General features: G+C 70.1%; 19 protein-coding genes and 1 pseudogene. 1 reads left to right on the plus strand and 19 read right to left on the minus strand.

Going from position 1 to position 19,616, the window contains the following annotated elements:
* Positions 1-5 precede the first annotated feature (5 nt).
* The 17 genes from ABKA17_RS46560 to ABKA17_RS46640 all read right to left on the minus strand — a co-directional run bounded on the left by ABKA17_RS46560 (position 6) and on the right by ABKA17_RS46640 (position 16,787).
* The gene (locus ABKA17_RS46560) at positions 6-929 is read right to left on the minus strand and encodes an RNA polymerase sigma-70 factor (protein ID WP_353698536.1); all 924 of its coding nucleotides are present in this window, start codon (positions 927-929) and stop codon (positions 6-8) included.
* A 64-nt stretch (positions 930-993) separates the two neighbouring features.
* Positions 994-1,782, minus strand: a complete 789-nt coding sequence (locus ABKA17_RS46565; RefSeq protein WP_353698537.1) for a sigma factor — start codon at positions 1,780-1,782, stop codon at positions 994-996.
* 423 nt (positions 1,783-2,205) lie between these two features.
* A complete protein-coding gene (locus ABKA17_RS46570; protein ID WP_353698538.1) occupies positions 2,206-2,466 on the minus strand; it encodes a hypothetical protein in 261 nt (86 codons plus the stop codon).
* Positions 2,467-2,509: 43 nt separating this feature from the next.
* Entirely contained in the window at positions 2,510-3,799 is a 1,290-nt protein-coding gene (locus ABKA17_RS46575; protein WP_353698539.1) for a cytochrome P450, read from the minus strand.
* Positions 3,780-4,694 carry an aromatic prenyltransferase gene (locus tag ABKA17_RS46580; RefSeq protein WP_353698540.1) on the minus strand — a complete coding sequence of 305 codons (915 nt, stop codon included), beginning with the start codon at positions 4,692-4,694 and terminating at the stop codon, positions 3,780-3,782. Before ABKA17_RS46580 ends, ABKA17_RS46575 begins: the two co-directional genes overlap by 20 nt.
* A 29-nt stretch (positions 4,695-4,723) precedes the next feature.
* Complete coding sequence (locus ABKA17_RS46585; protein WP_353698541.1) at positions 4,724-5,797, minus strand: polyprenyl synthetase family protein; 1,074 nt, start codon at positions 5,795-5,797, stop codon at positions 4,724-4,726.
* A gap of 225 nt (positions 5,798-6,022) precedes the next feature.
* Positions 6,023-6,499: a TetR/AcrR family transcriptional regulator gene (locus ABKA17_RS46590; RefSeq protein ID WP_353698542.1), complete on the minus strand. Its 477-nt coding sequence runs from the start codon at positions 6,497-6,499 to the stop codon at positions 6,023-6,025.
* A gap of 68 nt (positions 6,500-6,567) precedes the next feature.
* Positions 6,568-7,497, minus strand: coding sequence for an aromatic prenyltransferase (locus ABKA17_RS46595; protein ID WP_353698543.1), 930 nt, complete (start codon positions 7,495-7,497; stop codon positions 6,568-6,570).
* 102 nt (positions 7,498-7,599) lie between these two features.
* Complete coding sequence (locus ABKA17_RS46600; RefSeq protein WP_353698544.1) at positions 7,600-8,670, minus strand: methyltransferase; 1,071 nt, start codon at positions 8,668-8,670, stop codon at positions 7,600-7,602.
* A gap of 77 nt (positions 8,671-8,747) precedes the next feature.
* Complete coding sequence (locus tag ABKA17_RS46605) at positions 8,748-9,881, minus strand: methyltransferase (protein ID WP_353698545.1); 1,134 nt, start codon at positions 9,879-9,881, stop codon at positions 8,748-8,750.
* Positions 9,878-11,464 carry a class I adenylate-forming enzyme family protein gene (locus ABKA17_RS46610; RefSeq protein WP_353698546.1) on the minus strand — a complete coding sequence of 529 codons (1,587 nt, stop codon included), beginning with the start codon at positions 11,462-11,464 and terminating at the stop codon, positions 9,878-9,880. Before ABKA17_RS46610 ends, ABKA17_RS46605 begins: the two co-directional genes overlap by 4 nt.
* A gap of 100 nt (positions 11,465-11,564) precedes the next feature.
* Positions 11,565-11,939: a DoxX family protein gene (locus tag ABKA17_RS46615; RefSeq protein ID WP_353698547.1), complete on the minus strand. Its 375-nt coding sequence runs from the start codon at positions 11,937-11,939 to the stop codon at positions 11,565-11,567.
* A 52-nt stretch (positions 11,940-11,991) separates the two neighbouring features.
* A complete protein-coding gene (locus ABKA17_RS46620) occupies positions 11,992-12,915 on the minus strand; it encodes an aromatic prenyltransferase (RefSeq protein WP_353698548.1) in 924 nt (307 codons plus the stop codon).
* Positions 12,916-12,932: 17 nt separating this feature from the next.
* Entirely contained in the window at positions 12,933-13,928 is a 996-nt protein-coding gene (locus tag ABKA17_RS46625) for a class I SAM-dependent methyltransferase (protein WP_353698549.1), read from the minus strand.
* A complete protein-coding gene (locus ABKA17_RS46630) occupies positions 13,925-15,082 on the minus strand; it encodes a DegT/DnrJ/EryC1/StrS family aminotransferase (protein WP_353698556.1) in 1,158 nt (385 codons plus the stop codon). Before ABKA17_RS46630 ends, ABKA17_RS46625 begins: the two co-directional genes overlap by 4 nt.
* Positions 15,083-15,097: 15 nt before the next feature.
* On the minus strand, positions 15,098-15,652 hold the full coding sequence (locus tag ABKA17_RS46635; RefSeq protein ID WP_353698550.1) for a cupin domain-containing protein: 555 nt from the start codon (positions 15,650-15,652) through the stop codon (positions 15,098-15,100).
* A 67-nt stretch (positions 15,653-15,719) separates the two neighbouring features.
* Complete coding sequence (locus ABKA17_RS46640; RefSeq protein ID WP_353698551.1) at positions 15,720-16,787, minus strand: type III polyketide synthase; 1,068 nt, start codon at positions 16,785-16,787, stop codon at positions 15,720-15,722.
* 451 nt (positions 16,788-17,238) lie between these two features.
* Between ABKA17_RS46640 and ABKA17_RS46645 the strand changes: the two genes are divergently transcribed.
* Positions 17,239-18,558 (plus strand): multidrug effflux MFS transporter, encoded by a 1,320-nt coding sequence (locus ABKA17_RS46645; RefSeq protein ID WP_353698552.1) that lies wholly within the window; start codon positions 17,239-17,241, stop codon positions 18,556-18,558.
* A 109-nt stretch (positions 18,559-18,667) separates the two neighbouring features.
* Here ABKA17_RS46645 and ABKA17_RS46650 read toward each other — a convergent pair whose 3' ends face one another.
* Both ABKA17_RS46650 and ABKA17_RS46655 read right to left on the minus strand, forming a co-directional pair.
* Positions 18,668-19,444, minus strand: coding sequence for an ABC transporter permease (locus ABKA17_RS46650; protein ID WP_353698553.1), 777 nt, complete (start codon positions 19,442-19,444; stop codon positions 18,668-18,670).
* Positions 19,441-19,616, minus strand: a pseudogene (locus tag ABKA17_RS46655) (ABC transporter); the annotation flags it as partial. The gene ABKA17_RS46650 and the pseudogene ABKA17_RS46655, both read right to left, overlap by 4 nt.

The raw sequence follows: 19,616 nt of genomic DNA on the forward strand, positions 1-19,616 counted from the left end.
GCGGCTCAGGGGGTGGTGCGGCGGGCCTGGTGGGCCTCGCGGTTGAGGGCCCAGGCGTCCGCCACCGGGCCCAGGTGACCGAGCTTGTCGGGGTTGGTGACGGACAGGATCGTCTGCACCCGGCCCTCGACGACGTCCAGCGTCCAGGTGTTGACGACCTTGCCGTCCCGGTCGCGGAGGATCGCGCCGGGCTGGCCGTTGAGCGCGTGCGCCTCCAGGGTGACGTCCAGGCTCGCGAGTGTGTGGAACAGGGACGTCATCAGCCGGGCCACGTGGTCGTCGCCGACGACGGTCCTGGCCAGCTGCGGGGCCTTGCCGCCGCCGTCGCCGACCATCTGGGCGTCGGCGGCGAGGAGTTGGCGCAGGCCGTCGACGTCGCCCTTCTTCAGGGCGTCGAAGAACCGCCCCGCGAGCGCGTCGCGCTCCTTGCGGTCGGCCTCGAACCGGGGCCGGCCCTCGTCCATGTGCCGTCGGGCCCGTACCGCCAGCTGACGGCACGCCGCCTCCGAGCGTCCCACCGCCGCCGCGATCTCCGGGAAGCCGAACATGAACACCTCCCGCAGCACGAACACCGCCCGCTCCAGCGGTGACAGCCGCTCCAGCAGCAACAGGGCCGCCGTGGAGAGGGAGTCGGCGAGTTCGGCGGAGCGCGCCGGGTCCTCGTAGGAGTCGGCGGGCAGGGGTTCGGGCAGCCACGGCCCGACATAGGTCTCCCGCCTGACGCGGGCCGAGCGCAGCACGTCCATGGAGATCCTGGTCACCGTGGTCGACAGATAGGCCTTGGCCGACCTGGGCACGGTCGAGGTGGCGTGCCAGCGCAGCCAGGTCTCCTGTACGGCGTCCTCGGCCTCGCTCACGCTGCCCAGGATGCGGTAGGCGATCGCGAACAGCAGCGGCCGCAGTCCCTCGAACTCCTCGGTCCGTGTCACGCCGGCTCCTCCATTTTTTTCTACGGTCCTACGATCCCGTTCGCCCGATGTCGCTGGTCTCGCATCAGGTCGGCGCGGGGGTGTCCGCGGTGGACAGGTCCGGGTCGGTCACCCAGCGGATGGTGTGGATCCGCCCGTCGAGGATGTCGAGGGCGAGGGCGCTGAGGACGGTGCCGTTGCGGTCCCGGAAGACCGCGCCCGGACGCTGGTCCACCTGCCGCGGCTCCAGGGTGACGCCGACCCGGACCAGCGCCGGGACGATCGTGGCGAGGACGCGGGCGACGTGTTCCGCGCCGGCGATGCGGCGCGGCCAGGACGGGGCGGTGCCGCCGTCGCCGGGCCCGGCCGGCACGTCGGCGGCGAGCTGTTGGCACGCGGCTTCCGAGTAGCCGACGGCGGACGCGATCTGGGCGGGGCCGCAGCCCAGGACCTCGCGCAGTACGAACACGGCGCGCTCCAGCGGGTTCAGCCGTTCCAGCAGTGACAGGGCGGCCGTCGACTGCGCCTCGGCCGGTTCCGGCGGCCGCGGCAGGTCGTGCGCGGGGTCCTGGTGGGCGTGGTGGGGATCCTGGTGGGCCAGGTGGCGGGGGTCGGCGCCCGGTGGGCGGGCGAGCGGCCCGGGCCTGCGGTGCTGCTCGCGCCGCGGGCGGGTCCTGCGCAGTACGTCGAGGCAGATCCGGGCGACCGCGGCGGTGAGGAACTCACGGCCCGGGACGGGTTGTTCGGGGGCGGCCTCGTAGCGCAGCCAGGCCTGGTGCACCGCGTCCTCGGCCCGGCCCGCGCTGCCCAGCATCCGGTGGGCGATCGAGTACAGCAGGGGCCGCGCCTCCTCGAACTCTTCGAACCGGCTCATGTGGGCCCCTCCTTGGATCCGAGCGGGCGTCGGGCCTTCGACACCGATCGCGCATCTCCCGGTTCGGCGGCGACGGCGGCTTCCCGCGGACGCCGCGCGCTCGCTGTCGGTCGGGGCACCCGTGCGCGGGAGGTCCTCGGGTGCGCCCCGCCGGACATGACCGGCGGGCGTACGGCACGGCGCGGCGCGGGGGGCTGGGGCCGCGCGGGCGGACAGGGTCCGACATGCCCGCCCGCCTCCGGGGGAGGGAGGCGTGCGGGGCGACTCGCAGCTCCACCTTAGGGGCGCGCCCGGTCCATGTCCCGCGCCCGCAACGGGACTTCGAGCCCGGCTGCCCCGGAGGTCGAGGATCCGGGACGCCCCGGGGCGGGCCGGCCCGGCCCGCACCCCACCGGGTGGGCAGGGGTGGGTTCCGGCACCGGGTCAGGGGTGGTTCGGGTCGGCGTACACCGCGAGGAACGCGGCGAGGCCGGGTACCGCGGCGCCGGTGGGGCCGAGGGCGGTGAAGGGGACGCTGTGGCCGAGGCCCGCCGAGAGCGTGCGGTGTGCCCGCAGCGCGGCGGCCGTCAGACTGCCCGGCGGACAGGTGCCGCGCGCCGGTGCGCGGCCCGCCATGGAGCGGGCCTCCGCCCAGGCCTGGGAGGTGAGTTCGGCGGTTCGTGCGGGGGTGGTCGGGGTCGCCATGACGGCACTCCTCGGCTTGTCGGGGTACGGAGGCGGTCGCGGATCACCTCGGCTCGGGGACCATGACCAGGCGCCGCGGATGCAGCGTGGTGTCCGCCGCCGCGCGCACCCGGCCGCCGGGCGGCAGGGTCAGCCGCCACTCCCTCACCAGCGTGCCGAGCAGGATCTCCAGCTCCCGCCACGCGAACGCCTCCCCCACGCATCCTCGGGCACCCGCGCCGAAGGGGATGTAGGAGGCGTCCTGCGCGGACGGTGCGGCGCGGAGCCAGCGGTCGGGGTCGAAGCGGTGCGGGTCCGGGTAGCGGTCGGGATCCCGGTGCAGCAGGTAGGAGCTGAACATCACGTGCGTGCCCGCGGGCAGCGCGCGGTCGCCGAGCGTGACATCCACGAGGGTCCTGCGGCAGGTGATCCACACCGGCGGGTACAGGCGCAGCACCTCCATCAAAAAGCGCAGCGTGTAGCCGGGCGGGCCGTGCCCGTGGCCGGCCGGGGCGCTGTGGTCCGCGGCCGCCGTGCGCGCCGCGTCCTTGAGGACCTTCTCCTCGATCAGGGGGTGCGCGGAGAGCACGTACAGGGCCCAGGACATCACCGAGGCCGTGGTGACGGTGGCCGCGGTCAGCATCATCACGGCCTCGCCGCAGACCTCGTCGGCGCTCAGGGCGGGGGCGCCGTCCTCGGCGGTGTCCGAGCGCAGAGCGGAGAGGTAACCCGTCGTGGAGTCAGGGGAGTCGAGCCGGCCGGCGATGAGGGCGCGGACGTCCGCGAACGCCTTCGCCTGGCGCCGGGACGTCGTCTGCCGCTGGGCGCGCAGGGCGGCCCTGCCGTGCAGCGGTTTGCTGATCATCTCCCAGGACAGCACGGCGAGCCGTTCGCCGAGTTGGTCGGACACCTCGCGCGGCAGACCGCCAAAGAGGGTGCGCAGCGCGATGTCGCTCGCCGCCCGGCACATGGCCGCCTGGACGTCGACCGCCTGGCCGGGGCGCCACGCGGCCGCGGTGTCCCGGGCGATCTGCGCCATGACCGGGGCGTGGCCGGTGACCACCGCCGTGCGCAGATACGGGTGCACCAGGCGCCGGTAGTGCCGGTGCCGGGAGTCGTCCGCCGCGAGCAGCCCGGCCCGGCTGAGGACCCGGGCCTTCTGGAAGAGCTCTCCCTTGCCGTAGTGCTTGCCGTCCTTGACCAGGACGCGGCGGACGAGGTCCGGGTCGGTGACGAACTCGGCGGCCACGCCGTCCACCGACACGGTGCGGACCGGGTGGCCCCGCAGCAGGCGCTCCATCCGGCTGAACCGGAACTCCACGGGGTCGTTCGCGCTACGCGGCGGCGTCGGCATGGTCGATCGACGGCATCAGGTCCAGCCTGCTGCGCGTCCGGAAGCGGTAGTACGTCTGGAGCTTGTAGTACTCCTCACCGGACGACGTCATGGCCGCGTACACCATCTTCGGGTCGTCACGGCCGAACGCCATGTTCGTGAGGAAGTGCTCGATCTTCGGGCCGAACCGGGCGGGCAGCGACAGCGGATCCTGGGTCTTGACGCTGAAGGCGATGCGTTCGATGCGCGGGGAGTCCCAGCTCAGCGTGGCGTAGAAACCGAAGGACTTCTCGCAGAAGGCGAGCATCTGCTCGCTGGGGTCGGGCATGCCCATGGCGCGGTGCATGGCCAAAACCTCGGCGGGTCGGCGCAGTTCCTCGGGGAAGCCGGTGAAGTACAGGTTGACGGTGCCGCCGCGGTAGTCGATCGCGACGACATCCACCTTCTCGGCCAGGCCCCGGTCGGCGAAGAACGCGAAGTTCTCGGCGAGGGCGGCCGGCATGGACGGCAGGTCGCGGAGGGTGGCGAGGCTCTGGCTGGCGCCACCGGGGAAGTACACCCAGAGCTTGCGGAACCCGCCGACGATCCCGAAGTCGATGCCGTAGCTGTCCGTGGGGCAGGTCCGCTGGATGTCGGACAGCAGGGACTCAACTGGGCGGCCGGTCTCGGTGATGAAGCCGTGGGCGCGGGCCCTGAGGTAGGGGTCGATGCTGCGGGGCATGGTGAAGCGGCAGTCGAACTCCCCTTCGTGGTGGGCGTTGGTCGCCACCCGGAAGGCGATGATGGCCTCGGGCAGCGCGTCCTCGTACGCCTCCAGGACGGGCCAGACCTTCTCGCGCGAGCAGGCGACGTCGATGAGCCCCGCCGATTCCTCGACGCCGGCGAAGAGCTCCGCCAGCTGCGTGGTTCCCGGCATTGTTCCTCCCAGGGTCGTGCTCGTGCGGGTCACTTGTTCCGGTAGGCCACGCGCAGGGCCATGTTCGTCAGTTCGCTGCGCCACTGCGGGCCTATGGGGGCGTCGGCGATGGCCGCGCAGCCCTGGTCGACGAGGCCGGCGATGTGCCGTTCGACCTCCTCGGGGACGCCGGTGTCCAGCAGTCGGCCGCGTACCTCGTCGGGGGTGTGTCCGGGCTCGGTGATGAGGCCGTGGATGTGGGCGTCGCGCTGCATCGCCCAGCCCAGCAGGAGGGTCATCTTGTGCTGGCTGAAGTCGAGGCCGGCGGTCTTGCCGGTCTGCGCGGCGTCGCCGAACGCGTCGAGCAGGTCGTCGCGGAGCTGGAACGCCTCACCGACCGCCTCGCCGTACTCCGCGAGAGCGGGGGCCAGATCAGCGCGGCCGGCCGCGCTGGCGCCGACGACCAGGGGGCGGTGGATGGTGTACCGGCCGGACTTGATCAGTGCGATCAGCCGGGAGAGTCCGGGGTCGACGGAGAACTCGGCGGCCGCGGCGACGTCCATGTACTGGCCGATCATCACCTCGGAGCGCAGTCGGTGCCATTCGGGGCCGGCCGTCGCCGGGGCGTGCGACATCAGCTCGTCGGAGTAGACCAGCGCCAGGTCGCCGACCAGGAGGGCGACGCCCTCGCCGAACCGGCGGGCCTCGCCCTGCCAGCCGCGGCTGCGGTGCAGCGAGGAGTGCAGGACGTGGACGGCGGGCTTGCCGCGCCGGGTACGGGAGTCGTCCAGGACGTCGTCGTGGACGAGGGCGGAGATGTGCAGCATCTCCAGGGCCGCGGCGGCGTCGATGATGCCGGGGGCCTCGGGGTCGCCGCCCGCGGCGAGGTAGCCGGCCAGGCAGAACGCCGGGCGGACCAGCTTGCCGCCGGCTTCGACCAGGTCGGACAGCGCGTCGATGGCGACGACTGCCCGCTCGTCCACCTCGGCGTAGCGGGCGCGCTCGGCGGCGAGGAAGCCGCTCAGCCGGTCCTGCACCCGCTGAAGCAGCTCCTCGACGGTGCGCCGCGCGTCGGCAGCCGATTCCTGGCCCCGGACGGGCTGGGGGATCACTTCAGTGGTCACGACACATCTCCTTGTGCGGTGCGGTGCTTCGGCGTGAGGCGGGGTCGGTCGGAGCGGGTGGGCAACGGCGCCGGACGCGGGCGCCGGAGTGCGGGTGCCGGGGTGCGGGGACGGGGCGGAGCGGGGCGCGACGAACACCGCCCCCGAAGTGCCGGGGGCGGCGCGGGCGCTCGGTCTGGAGGATGCCGAGGAGCTTCGGCCGAACCTGCGGGTCCCCTGCTCAGGTCACTGCTGCGGTACGCCGAGGTAGCGGTGGAGCGTGGGGTTGATCAGCTTGATCAGGTCGTCGACCGGTATGGAGGCGATCGGCTCGAGCTTGATGACGTAGCGCATCAGGACGGCGCCCCAGACCTGCCCGGCCGCCGCGCCGAAGTTGACCGGCGGCACACCCAGGAACTCGGCCATCTGGTAGATGTCCAGGTCGGTGGCGCCGATCGACTTCCCGGCCTGGGCGAAGAGCTGCTCGGCGATGAACCGGCGCATCTGCTCCGCGCCCTCCTCGCTGTTGACCGCGGCCTGGAGGATGCCGAGGAGCTTCGGCCGTACCTCCGGGTCCTCCCACAGCGCGAAGGCCGCGCGCAGGGCGCTCTCGGTCAGCTGCTCACGCGGTCCGTCGAGGGCGGCGGCGCCGGCCTCGCCGATCACACCACCCAGCGTGTCGACGGCGGCGCTGCGCTCCTCGATCCCAACGGTTTCGGACACTGCTCCTCCTGCTGCCACTGCTGTCTGTGCTGCCTGAATCGGCTGCGCTGTAGGTATGGGCTGCGCTGTCACTGCTCGGCGCGCCAGGCGGCCACGAGCTTCTCGAAGGTGGCGGCCAGCGGAAGGTTGTTCCAGAAGGAGGCCGGCCGGCGGAAGTACACCGCGAGCTTGTGGTACTCCTCCTCGCGGGAGATCGTCTCGCCGTAGACGAGGACGCGCGCGCCGTCGTACTCGTAGGGGGCGTTCTTCGCGAAGTCCGAGATCTCCGGGAAGAGCGTCGTCGGATACGACTGCGGGTTCGGGCTCACCACCGAGAAGCAGATCCGGTCGATCTGCGGGGAGTCGTAGCTGAAGGTCGGGTAGATCGAGAAGGAGTTCTGGACGAACTCCAGCAGCTCCGGCGTGCTCGGCTTCGGCAGATCGGTGTCGTGCAGCACCGACAGAACGGTCTCCTCCGTGAGGCCGCCGGCCATGAAGTAGATGTTCACCGTCTTCTTCGTGTAGTCGATCCCCACGATCGACACACGCTTTTCGAGACCGAGTTCGGTGAAGGTGCGGGCGTGCCCGGCCAGGCTCTTCGGCATGGACGGCAGCGAGGCGAGCACCGAGAGGTCGCCGAGGTCGTCCAGGGGGAAGAAGATGTACGTCTTCTTGAATCCGCCGACGACCCCGCACTCGATGCCGTAGAAGGTGACGGCACAGTTGTCGAGGATCTCGGGGACGATGTTGGCGACGGGGTGGTCGGTCTTGTCGATCCAGCCCTCCCGCACGGCGGTCTCGTACGGGTCGCCGCCCTCGATCGGCACCGTGAAGTTGTAGTCGATGTCCCCGCGGTGGCGCTCACCGCCGGCCATCGCGAGGACGACCAGGGACTCCTCGGAGACCCCCTCGCCGAAGGCGTCCAGGACCGAGCGGACCTTGTCCCGGGGGAATGCGATGTCCAGCAGACCGGACGCTTCCTCGATCGCGGAATACACGGCTTCCGCTTTTTCTGACACGGACATTGATCCTCCAGGCTTCAGCCTTCGTTCCTTCCGGAACTGCGAGAAATATGCTCGTACGCGGTGCTTGACGTCGGCTCGACGCCAACTCGACGTATGTCAGGCGACCTTCGTCGCGGACAGGACCGCTTCCGCGGTGAGGGCGTGCGGAGGCAGGTTCGCCCAGTCGTCCATGACCGCCTTGGTGACCTTGAGCCCGGATTCCTCGAGCCAGTTCTGCCAGGTGGACAGCTTCTGCGGGCCGCCCTTGCCCATCGTGCAGCCGACGAAGAAGCTGGAGTAGAAGTCGACGGTGTAGTTCTCGGGGTCCTTGATGTCCTCGGGGAACACCGGCACCAGCACGTGCACCTGCGCGCCGACTTCCAGCGACTTGCTGACGCCGTCGAGGATCCGCAGGACGTCACCCTTGTCGAACATGGGCAGGAAGTGCTTGATCAGTACGACGTCGAACCCCTGCGGAACGCCCTCGAAGACATCCCCGCCGACGAACGAGCAGGTCTCTTCCACACCGTGGGCCCGGAAGTTGGCCAGGCACTCCTCTTCCTTGTCGGGAAGGTCGAAGGTGGTGACCCGAAGTCCGGGCGAGCCCTTCAGTTTGAGGGTGTCGATGGCGCCGAGCCCGGTGTTCCCGGCGAGGTCGAGCACCTGGGACCCGGCCGGTATGTCGATGTTCTCGAAGAACCAGGGGTCGACGTGCGCGGTGACGGTGTCCATCAACTTGGCCCAGGGCTCGCGCAGTTCGGGCAGTTCACCGAGGGCGCCGTAGAGGTCGCCGTCGTAGCCGTAGAGCTCCTTGAGGGCGACGACCTCGCCGCTGCGGACGGTCTCGGTGAGGTAGAAGAGCTGCCGCAGCGTGATCGCCTTGATCATGTAGAGGTCGGCGAGCGCCTGGTCGATCAGCTTCTCGGAGACGCCCGCGAGCCCGTCGAGGCGGTATGCGCCGGTGGTCTCGTCCTGGGCGACGAAGCCCTCCTTGACCAGCAGCAGCAGGAGCTGTTCCACGGCGTCCGGCTTGGCGCCGGCCACTTCGCCCAGCTCCGCGGCGCTCAGGCCGGGCCGCTCTCGCAGCGCGTCGATGATGCCCAGCTCGAAGCAGGACACCAGGGTCATGAACCGGGACGGTCCCACCATGTACTCGCGGAACCGCGCCAGTGTGGCTTCCGGTGTCAAGGCAACCGACCTCTTTCGGTAGCGGTGGTGAACGGGTGGGTGCCGAAGGTCTCCACGAACGGCCCGGCCGACAGCGCTCAGGCGACCTTTGACGCGCTGAGGACGGCCTGGACGGGAATGACGTCCGGCGGGATCTCGGAGGCGTCCTTGGTGATCGTCTGCGTCACCTTGAACCCGGCCTCCTCCAGCAGGCTCTGATAGACCGACAGCTTCTGCGGGCCGCCCTCGCCCATGGCGGCGCCGATGAAGAAGGCCGGGAAGAAGTCGACGTTGTAGTTGTCGGTCTCCTTGATGTCCTCGGGGTACACCGGCACCAGGATGTGGACCTGGCCGCCGGGCTCGAGGGAGGCGTTGACCCCCTGGAGGATTTTGAGCACGTTGCCCCGGTCGAACATGTCGAGGAAGTGCTTGATCAGGACGACGTCGAACCCCTTGGGGATCTCGTCGAAGACGTTGCCGCCGATGAAGGACAGGTGCTCCTCCAGGCCCTCGGCCCGGAAGTTCGCCAGTGCCCTGGGCTCCTTGTCCGGCAGGTCGAAGGTGGTGACGGTCAGTCCGTCGGACGCCTTGTGCCGGTAGGTGTGGATCGCGCCGAGGCCGGTGTTGCCGGCGACGTCGAGGACCCGGGAGCCGGCCGGGATGTCGATGTTGGCGAAGAACCAGGGGTCGATGTTGGCGGTGACCGTGTTCATCAGCTTCAGCCAGGAGTCGTTGAGATCCTGGTGGTCGGCCACCGCGTCGTAGAGGGTGCCTTCGGCGCCGTAGAGCTCCTTCAGGCCGACGACCGTGCCGGTGCGGGTGGACTCGGTGAGGTAGTAGAGCTGGCGCAGCGCCACCACCTTGATCAGGTTCATGTAGGCCAGGGCCCGCGCGAGGTCCGCCTCGGGGACGTCGGCGAGAGCGTCCAGTCGGTAGCCGCCGGTGGTCTCGTCGTAGGCGACGAAGCCTTCCTTGACCAGCAGGAACAGCAGTTGTTCGAGGGCGTCCGCCTTGGCCCCGGCCTTCTCGCCCAGTTCGGCGGCCGTCAGGCCGGGGGACTCGCGCAGCGCGTCGACGACGCCCAGCTCGAAGACGGACAGCAGGGTCATGAACCGCGACGGTCCCACCATGTACTCGCGGAATCGGGCGAGCACGGCTTCCGGTGTCAAGGCGTTGGTCCCCTTCGGTTGTTGTGGCGTCAGGGCCGCGTCGGCACGCCGCTCGCCGCTCACGCCTGCTCCTGGAGTCGGTTCTCGAACCGCCGGGCCAGCGCGAGCCGTTGGACCTTGAGCGTGGCGGTCCTCGGCAGTTCGGCCTGCGGGATCTGCACAGGGTCGGCGAGCCGGGGGAACTCGGCGGCCGCCGTGCGCCAGCGGTCCAGGTCGAGTGGTCGGTCGTCGACGGTGCAGATCACCGGGACCGGTTCGCCCTTCGGGCCCTGCACGACGACCAGTTCGGTCAGTTCGCGCAGCCGGCCGAGGACGACGTCCTCGATCTCCAGGGAGCTCTTCACCCCGGGGATCATGTCGATCTCGCGGTCGAGCAGGTGCAGGCAGCCGAACCGGGTGCGGTAGCCGACGTCTCCGGTGCGCCACCACTCGCCGTCGCGGTTGGTGTCGTAGCGGTCCTGCTCACCGAAGTAGGTCTTGGCGATGCCGTCCCAGGCGACGTCGATGTAGCCGGGGTCGGTCTCGGAGGGCGGGTTGCCGTCGCGGCTGACCACCCGGATGCGTGCGGCGCCCTTGGGCATGGCCCAGCCGACGCAGCGGCCGTTCGCCTTGTGGGCGGAGCCGCGGAAGTAGGCGCGGCCGACGGCCGGACCGACCTCGCTCTGCCCGTAGATCTGGAAGAACAGGGCGCCGCGCCGGTCGGAGGCGTGCAGCAGCTTGCTCATCGTGGCGGGGTGGATGGCGTCGAAGGTGCTGCTGAAGACCTTCACCGACCCGAACGGGGCGCGCGGGTCGTCGGCGAGTTCCTCCCACTCCATGAGCGAGTTGGGCAGCGCCTCGACGAATGCCGGGCGGTGCCGGAGGAACTGCTCGGCGACCTCGGCGGGGCCCGTCTCCCGCATCAGCAGGACCGGGTACTCCCGCAGCAGTGCCAGGGACATCGCGGCGACCATCCGCGAGTGCACGAAGGGCACGTTGATCGCGACGGTCTCCTTCTTCCGCATCAGCGACAGCAGCCGCCACTGCGGGACCAGGCGGATGCCCTGGGTGCGGGGGGTGTGCACGACCAGCTTGGGAATGCCGGTGGTGCCGGAGGTGTGGGTGATGACGGCGGCCTCGTCGATGGGCCGCACGACGGGGGCGACGCGGGGGCTGCCGGCGAGCCCGGCGAGCGGGACGGTCCCGGGCCGGTCGGCGTCGGAGACGATGACCCGCCGGGTGAGGTCCGCCAGCGGCAGGTCGGCGAGGTGGTCGAACTTGGCGCCGTCGGTGAGCAGCGTCGGCTGGTCCACCCGCTCCAGCAGGACGCCCACGGTGGCGGGGTCGAGGGCCGGCGAGAGGTTGACCACGACACCGCCGACGCGGGAGACGGCGGCGGCCAGCATCCAGTGGTCGGCGTTGGCCGTTTTGTAGATGACGACGCGTTCGTCGGGCCGGACTCCGGCCGCCCACAGGCGGCCCGCCAGGTCGTCGACGTGGTCGGCGTACTGGGCCACCGTCAGACGGCGGCCCGCTTCGGGCAGCACGCCCAGGTCGTGGTCGAGGCTGATGGGGGTCGCCGGGTTGACCGCGGCCGCCATCTCCGGCAGCAGGCCGATGTGAAGACCGCGCTTCTGTATCGATCGATAGGCCACAGAGCCCTTCATCTGGGCTGTCTCCTTTGTGATGGGCGGGTGAACGTCCGGGCGGTCGCCGGCTCGGTGCGGGTGCGGGGACAGAACCAAAGGGCCGCGGCGGGGGGGAGCGTCAGAAGGAGTGGGGGCCGAAGCGGCCCCACGCCACGAAGGCGGCGACGGCGAGCAGGACCAGGTTCACCACGATCGCCTGGGACTCGTGGCGGCGCAGATGGGTGAGGGCGGCGCCGATCATCAGCAGCACCAGGCCGGTCGCGGCGATCGGCACCAGCACCGGCGCGATGTCCAGCGCGGCGGGCAGGATCAGGCCCAGCCCGGCCAGCACCTCCAGGGCGCCGATGGCCTTGACACCGCCGTCGCCGAAGTCGTCGACCCAGCCGTAACCGGCGGCGGCCAGCTTCTGCCGGGGCTGGGCCAGCTTCTGGGCACCGCCCGCCAGGCAGGCCGCGCCCAGGACTCCCGCGATGATCCACAGGGCAATGTTCATGATCGTTTCCTTCGACGGATTCGGCTGGGGTGCGGGGGTGGCCGGCCTCGGGCTACTGGCTGTCGGGCACCAGCAGGGTGGTCTCCACCTGGGATCGCCATCGGTAGTACGACTGGAGCTTGTGGTACTCACCGCCGGGCGCCACCGTGATCGCGTAGACGAACTGGTGGCCGTCGGTGCGGTAGGGCGAGTTCTTCAGGAAGTCCTCGATGTCCGGCTCGATGGTCACCGGCAGGGAGTGCGGGTCGTCGGTCATGGCGGCGATGGTGATCCGCTGGACCTTCGGGGAGTCCCAGGTCAGGGTGGCGTAGATGCCGAACGCCCCACCTGCGAACCGCAGCAGCCGTTCGCTCGGCGCTGGCAGCCCGACCTCCGCCAGGAGCGAGGTGAGCGTCTCGGGCCGGAACACCGAGGCGGGCGCCGCCCCGAAGTACAGGTTCACCGACCGGTGCCGGTAGTCGATGCCGACCAGGCTCACCTTGTCGGCGACGCCGTACCGGGTGAAAAGCTCGAGGTTCCCGGCCGCGGCGGCCGGCATCGACTCCAGCGCGACCAGTTCGGACAGCGGCTTGAGGTCGTCGAGCGGGAAGAAGGACCAGGTCTTCTTGAAGCCGCCGACGACCCCGAAGTCGATACCGCTGAACCCGATGGGAAAGCCCGCGTGCAACTCCGCCAGCAGGCTGCCGACAGGGTGGTCCGTCGCCTCGATCAGCCCGTGCTCGACGGCCACCGCGTACGGGTCGAGCTCCGGCGGGAGCATCGTGTAACGGCAGTCGACGTCACCCGAGTTGCGCTCCCCCGTCGCCACCCGGAAGGCGACGACGGCCCGCTCCAGGGTGTTGCCGTACGCGGACAGGATCGACCGGACCGTCTTGGCCGAGCAGTCCACTCCCACCAGCCGGGAGACTTCCTCGATGATCGCGAGATCTGCCGGGTCGGTGTCGTCCCGCATGTCCTTGTCGTTCGTTGTCACCACGGCGAACCGGCCTTCCGTCAGCGGGCGATGACCATCGTGGCGGGCGCCGCGGCGTGGAACGACACGTCCTCGAAGCCGGCCTTGACAAGCCAGTCGCGGTAGTCGGAGCGCCGCCAGGTGCCGCCGTCGTTGCTCTTGAGCAGCATCTCCAGGGCGAACAGCAGCGGGAACGCCGGAGCGCCACGGTCGTCGTCGACGACGTAGTCGGCGACCACGAGCGCACCGCCGGGCTTGAGCGCCCTGCGCAGCCGGCTGAACACCTCGATGTTGCTCTCGGCGTTCTCCTGATGCGCGATGTGGGAGTACACGGCGATGTCGTACAGCCCGGTGCCGAAGTCGGTGGTGTGGAAGTCGCCGTCGAGGGTGGTGAAACGGTCACCCACGCCCTGCTCCCCCACCAGTCGGCGGGCGATGGCGTTGATCGGCTCCCAGTCGAGCTGGACCGCGCGGGCCACCGGGTTGGCCTTCAGCCAGATCGACGAGTAGATGCCCGAGCCGCCACCCACGTCGAGGATCGAGATCTCGCCCGCGTCGGCGATGCCGAGCGCCTCGGCACCGGTTTCCGCGGCGGGCACCGACACCGCGGCGATGGCCGGGACGATGCCCTCCCAGTGCGGGTTGTCGGCCACCTCGGTCTCGCCGCCGGCCAGCGGACCGCCGACGCGCACGACCTCGGGAAGGTCGACGAGGCTGCCGGTGTGCTGGAGCTTCAGCCTGGCGAACCCGGCCAGTGAGGCGGGCTTGCCCTCGACCAGGAAGGCGGACGCCTCGGGGGTGTTGCGGTACCGCCCGTCCTCGAGCACCACCAGCTCCACGCTGACCAGGCCGTCGAGCAGGCTCTGCGCGCCCCGCTCGGAGATCTCGGCGCGGGCGGCGACCTCGGCGGCCGTGCCCGCGCCGTTCTCCAGATGGGTGAAGACCGAGTGGGTGGCCGCGGCGCCGATGACCCCGGTGTTCCAGTAGCCGTTGATCAGCCTCATCACACCGTCCGGTGCAGGCTGGTTGTTCGTCATGCCGCTCCCTTCAGGGTGCGAGTGGGCTTGGCGTGGGTGCGCAGCGCGCCGCGCAGGACCTCGGTCACCCGCTCGACCTGGTTCATGGTCAGCTCGGCGTGCATGGGTATGCCGAGGTTGCGTCGGAAGAGGTCCGCCGAGACCGGGCACACCTGCTTGGCCTCGAAGGCGGGCTGCACATGGTTGGCCCAGGTGCCGTGCAGGGTGCCGATGCCCTGGGCGCGCAGCTCGGTGGCGACGGCCCCGCGGTCGACGCTCGCGTCCAGCGTCACCAGGTAGGACTGCCAGGCGTGGGTGCGGTCCGCCGGGACGTGCGGCAGGGTCAGCAGCTCCTCGTCGGCGAGGAGTTCGGCGTAGCGGGCGGCGACGGCGCTGCGGCGGGCCAGCAGCTCCTCGATACGGCGCAGCTGCACCGTCAGGATCGCCGCGGCGATGTCGGAGAGCTTGAAGTTGTAGCCGATCTCGGTGAACTCGGGGATCGGCAGGCCGATGACCTGGCCCATGTCGAAGATGCTGCCGATGCCGAAGGCCGACAGCTGCCGCGCCTTCGCCCCGATGGCCGGGTCGGTGGCGATGAACGCGCCGCCCTCGCCACTGGTGGCGCCCTTGCGGCCGTGGAAGGACAGACAGCCCACCTCGGCGAGCGCGCCCGCCTCGCGCCCCTGGTAGGTCGCGCCGACCGCACAGGCGGCGTCCTCGACGAGGAACAGCCCGTGCCGGTCGGCGATGGCCTGGAGCTCGGTGTAGTCCGCGGGCAGGCCGACGGTGTCGACGGCGATGATGCCGACGGTCCGGGAGGTGACGAGGTCCGCCACCACCTGCGGGTCCACGGTGCCGGTGTCGGCGCGCACGTCGGCGAAGACGGGAGTCGCGCCGACGTAGCGCACCGCGTGGGCGGGGGCGGGGAAGGTGTAGTCGGCGACGATGACCTCGTCGCCCGGCTTCACGCCGAACGCGAGCATCGCCAGGTGCAGGGCGGCGCCGCAGTTGCTCACCGCGACCGCGTCCCCGGCTGCGTAGCGTTCCTTCAACTGCGCCTCGAGGGCCTGTCCCTTGGGGCCCTGGCCGGCCGCCCAGCCCGAGGCGAACACCTCGGCGACGGCCGCCAGCTCCTGCTCCCCCAGGCTCGCGAAGACCAGGGGGATCTTGTCGATGTCGCTCATCTTGGTTTACGCTCCGCGCGGTTCGGAGGACGGGGAATCGAGAAGGACCGGCGGTTCGTAGCGCTGCGGCGTGATCTGACTGACGTCATAGCGCTTGCGCATCTCGTCGATGGCGTCGGGATTGATGCCCCCGGCCGCCCAGATCTCCGCGATCTCCTCGAAGTAACGCTCGTGAATCGGTGACGGATAGCACTGGAACAGCATGCGCGCCGGTTTTTCTGAGGCGTTCCTGAATGCATGCGGTGTTCCGGACGGCACGAACATGCAGGCACCCTCGGTGGCCCGGACGGCCTTGTCGCCGTCGGGCGACTCCCATTCGTGCCAGTCCTTCTCGGTGCGCCGGGTCGGCTCGAAAGCCAGGAGCTGGAGTTCCCCTTCCAGGACGTAGAAGAACTCCTGCGAATCGGCGTGCACATGCGCCCCCACATCGAATCCGGGCGGTACGACCACCTCGAAGATCGATATGGCGGAGCCATGCTCCTGTGTGGCCTTGAAGGTCACTTCCTGCGCCTTGGTGATCAGCTTTCGCCCCTGACCGGGCGGGAGGATGAGGCCTGTCATGGGGTCAGCTTCCTTTGTCCGCGCAGAATTTCACTCGAGCGAGGGTGCCGGTTCCGTCGGAGCTGATTCAGTCCAGCGTCTCGGGGCCGTCGACGCTCCAGCGGCCCAGCGCCATCTCGGCGGTGATACCGGGACCGAAGCCCGCGATGAGGCCGGTGGCGTCCTGGGCGGGGGCGTCCTCCTCGAACAGCCTGCGGGCCGCGTCGAAGACGACGGCGCTGGCGATGTTCCCGTACTCGGTCAGGGTCGACCAGCTGTGCCGGAACACCGAGCGGTCGACCTCCAGGAACTTGGCGAGGTCGTCGAGGATGCGCGGGCCACCGGCGTGGACGATGTAGAAGTCGAGCTTGCCGGCGTCCCAGCTGTGGTCCTTGGCGAACTCGCGCAGCACCGGCGCGAGCGGCTCCATCGTGCCGGGCACCCTGCGGTCCAGCTGGAAGTGGAAGCCGGTGTCCTTGACCGCGTAGGAGATCCAGTCCTCGGTGTCGGGGATGAGGTAGGAGGCGTTGCGCTCCAGCTCGATGCCCACACCGCCGTTGCCGCGCACCACGGCGGCCGCGACCGCGTCGCCGAACAGACCGTCGGACAGCAGCGAGCCGATGTCGTCGGCGTCGGGCTGGTAGCACAGCGAGCACAGCTCGCAGGAGACGATCAGGACGTTGCTGCCGGGGTGGGCCAGGCAGAAGTCGTGGGCGCGGTTGACCGCCGCGCCGCCCGCCGCGCAGCCGAGCTGGGCGATGGGTATCTGGCGGGTGTCGGGCCGGAAGCCGAGCTTGTTGATCAGCCAGGCGGTGAGCGACGGCATGCTGAAGCCGGTGCACGACACGTAGATGATGGCGTCGATGTCACGGGCGGCGACGTCGGCGTTGCGCAGTGCCTCTTCGATGACCGGCGGGGTCCACCGCTTGGACTCGGCCTCGTAGACGCGGTTGCGCTCCGTCAGTCCCGGGTGCTTGAGGGTCTGCTCGATCGGCTGGACGATATGCCGCTTCAGCACTCCGGTGTTCCGGATCAGCCGGAGCGCCAGGGGAAGCTGCGGCTTTCCCGCATGGGCTTTCGCGGCGAACTCGAGAGTCTCTTCGATCGTGATGACGTGTTCCGGCGCGCTCACCGCGGGCTTGCATAGCCTGGGCATATCTGGGCTCTACTTTCTCTAGAATCTGCCTTCTGTACGTGAAGAATCTGCGCACAGCTTCCGAAGCGAGCGCAGCACGGGAAGAAAACACCGCGGCGCGCGGGGATCTGACGGCGAGTGGAAACCTGTGCCGTAACGGGCACGGACGCGGTCTCACCAGTGGAGAACCGGTGGACTCGGGCTCAGTCCACTGCCCCGGAATTGATTTCGGGCAGGGAAGGCGTGCAGGAATAGTGACACGGCCGAACTCGCCTCGCCAAGGCCGTCCAAAAGTGCTCCGATCCGTTCCGAGGAAGACTCGAGCCGCACGCTGACGACTCTCGACCCGGGCAGATCAACGGCCTTGTCGCGGTATCGGCTCGCTTCAGGCGCAACCCACACGCTGCCGTTTCTGTAGCGGTCTGCTGCGAGCATCGGCGATAGCCATGTAACGACTGGACGCGGAGGGCGCATGTCTCAGCAAGCCGAGGAAGCCACCGCCAAAGGCAGGCGATTCCCAGGGGCGCGATCCCCGGCCAGAGGTGGGGTGGACTCGGCCCGCGCGGACCGGTCGGTGCGCCGGACCGGGCTCCTCATCACGTTCCTCCTCGGCGCCCTCGCCGCGGTACCGCCGATGTCGATGGACATGTACCTCCCGGCTCTGCCGGAGGTCACCCGCAGCCTGGGTTCGACCGCGACGACCGTCCAGCTGACCCTCACCGCGTGCCTCGCCGGTATGGCGATCGGGCAGCTCGTGGTGGGACCGATGAGCGACCGGTGGGGCCGGCGCGGACCACTGCTGGCCGGACTGATGGTCTACGTCGTCGCCGCCGCGATGTGCGCGCTCGCCCCCAACGTCGAGATGCTGATCGCCTTCCGGGTGCTCCAGGGACTCGCCGGCTCGGCGGGCATCGTCATCGCCAGGGCCGTCGTCCGCGACCTCTACGACGGTCTCTCCATGGCCAGGTTCTTCTCCACGCTGCTGCTGATATCCAGCGTGGCCCCGATCGTCGCGCCCGTGATGGGCGGCCAGGTCCTGCACTTCACCAACTGGCGTGGCATCTTCGTCGTTCTCACCGCGATCGGCATCGCGCTCACCGTGCTGGTCTGGCGCCGGCTGCCGGAGACGCTGCCGCCCGAGCGGCGTCAGCGCGGCGGGGTGCGCGGGGCCCTGTGGATCATGCGCGGGCTGTTCATCGACCGGGTCTTCACCGGGTACCTGATGACGAACGGCTTCGCGTACGGGGCGCTGTTCTCCTACATCGCCGCCTCGCCGTTCGTGATCCAGGACATCTACGGGGCCTCTCCCCAGACGTTCTCGCTGCTGTTCGGCCTCAACTCCTTCGGTCTGCTGGTGACCGGCCAGATCAACGGCAAGCTCCTGGTGGGCCGGGTCCGGCTGGACAAGGTCCTCGGGTACGGGCTGGCACTGCTCGCCGCCGGCGGGCTGGCGCTGCTGCTGGTGACCCAGGGCGTCTTCGGGAAGGCGGGTACGTTCGCGATCTCGTCCTGTCTGTTCGTCATGATCTCCTCGCTGGGCCTGATCCTGCCCAACACCAACGCGCTCGCCCTGATGCGCACCCCGCACGCCGCGGGTTCCGCCTCCGCGCTGGTCGGTACGTCGTGCTTCGTCATGGGCGCGATCGCCTCCTCGCTCGTCGGGATCGCCGGCAAGGAGAGCGCGGTGCCGATGGCCACGGTCCAACTGTGCAGTGCGCTGGCCGCGATGGCCGCCTTCCTGGGCGTGTGCCGTCCCTGGCGGAACCGTCCGATGGAGATGCCCAGGCACTGACGACAGCGCGTCCGCGTACCGAAAGGGCGGCGTACACCGACACCGGGTCGGGGTACGCCGCCTTCGTGGTGGGGCGAGGTGCGGGGGGCCGCCCGCACGGTCACCGCCGTTACTTCGGGTCGCTGTCGAACTTGGCGGCGGCCCAGAACCAGCCGAGTGCGGCCAGTCCGAGGCACCAGCCGAGGGCGAGCCAGCCGTTGTGGCCGATCTCGGTGCCGAGGAGGAGTCCGCGCAGGGTCTCGATGGCCGGGGTGAAGGGCTGGTACTCGGCGATCGGGCGGAACCAGCCCGGCATGCCGTCCAGGGGCACGAAGGCGCTGGAGATCAGCGGCAGGAAGATCAGCGGCATCGCGTTGTTGCTGGCCGCCTCGGCGTTGGGACTGACCAGTCCCATGCCGACCGCGATCCAGGTGAGCGCCAGGGCGAATCCGGTGAGCAGCCCGAAGGCCGCCAGCCACTCCAGGACCGTGGCGTCGGTGGATCGGAACCCGATGGCCACGCCGACGGCGCCGACGAGGACCACGCTGGCCAGGCACTGGAGCACACTGCCGACGACGTGTCCGACGAGCACCGATCCGCGGTGGATGGCCATGGTGCGGAAGCGGGCGATGATGCCCTCGTTCATGTCGGTGGAGACGGACACCGCGGTGCCGATGGTGGTGGAGCCGATGGTCATCAGCAGGATGCCGGGGACGAGGTAGGCGATGTAGGCGTCCCGGCCCGCGCCGCCGCTCATCGCGTCGCCGAAGATGTAGACGAACAGCAACAGCAGCATGACCGGTGTGAGCAGCAGGTTCAGCGTCATGGACGGGTAGCGGCGGGCGTGCAGCAGGTTGCGGCGCAGCATCGTGGACGAGTCGCGCACGGCGAGGGCGAGAGAGCTCATCGGACGGACTCCTTGGACTGGTCGGTGCGCTCGGTGTGGTGGGTGTCGCCGGTGAGGGCGAAGAAGACGTCGTCGAGGTCGGGGGTGTGGACGGTGAGTTCGTCCGCCTCGACGCCGGCGGCCTCCAACCGGTCGAGGAGGGCGCGTAGTTCGCGCTGGCTGCCGTCGCTGG

This window comes from Streptomyces sp. RG80, from assembly GCF_040446465.1.
Classification (GTDB): Bacteria; Actinomycetota; Actinomycetes; order Streptomycetales; family Streptomycetaceae; genus Streptomyces.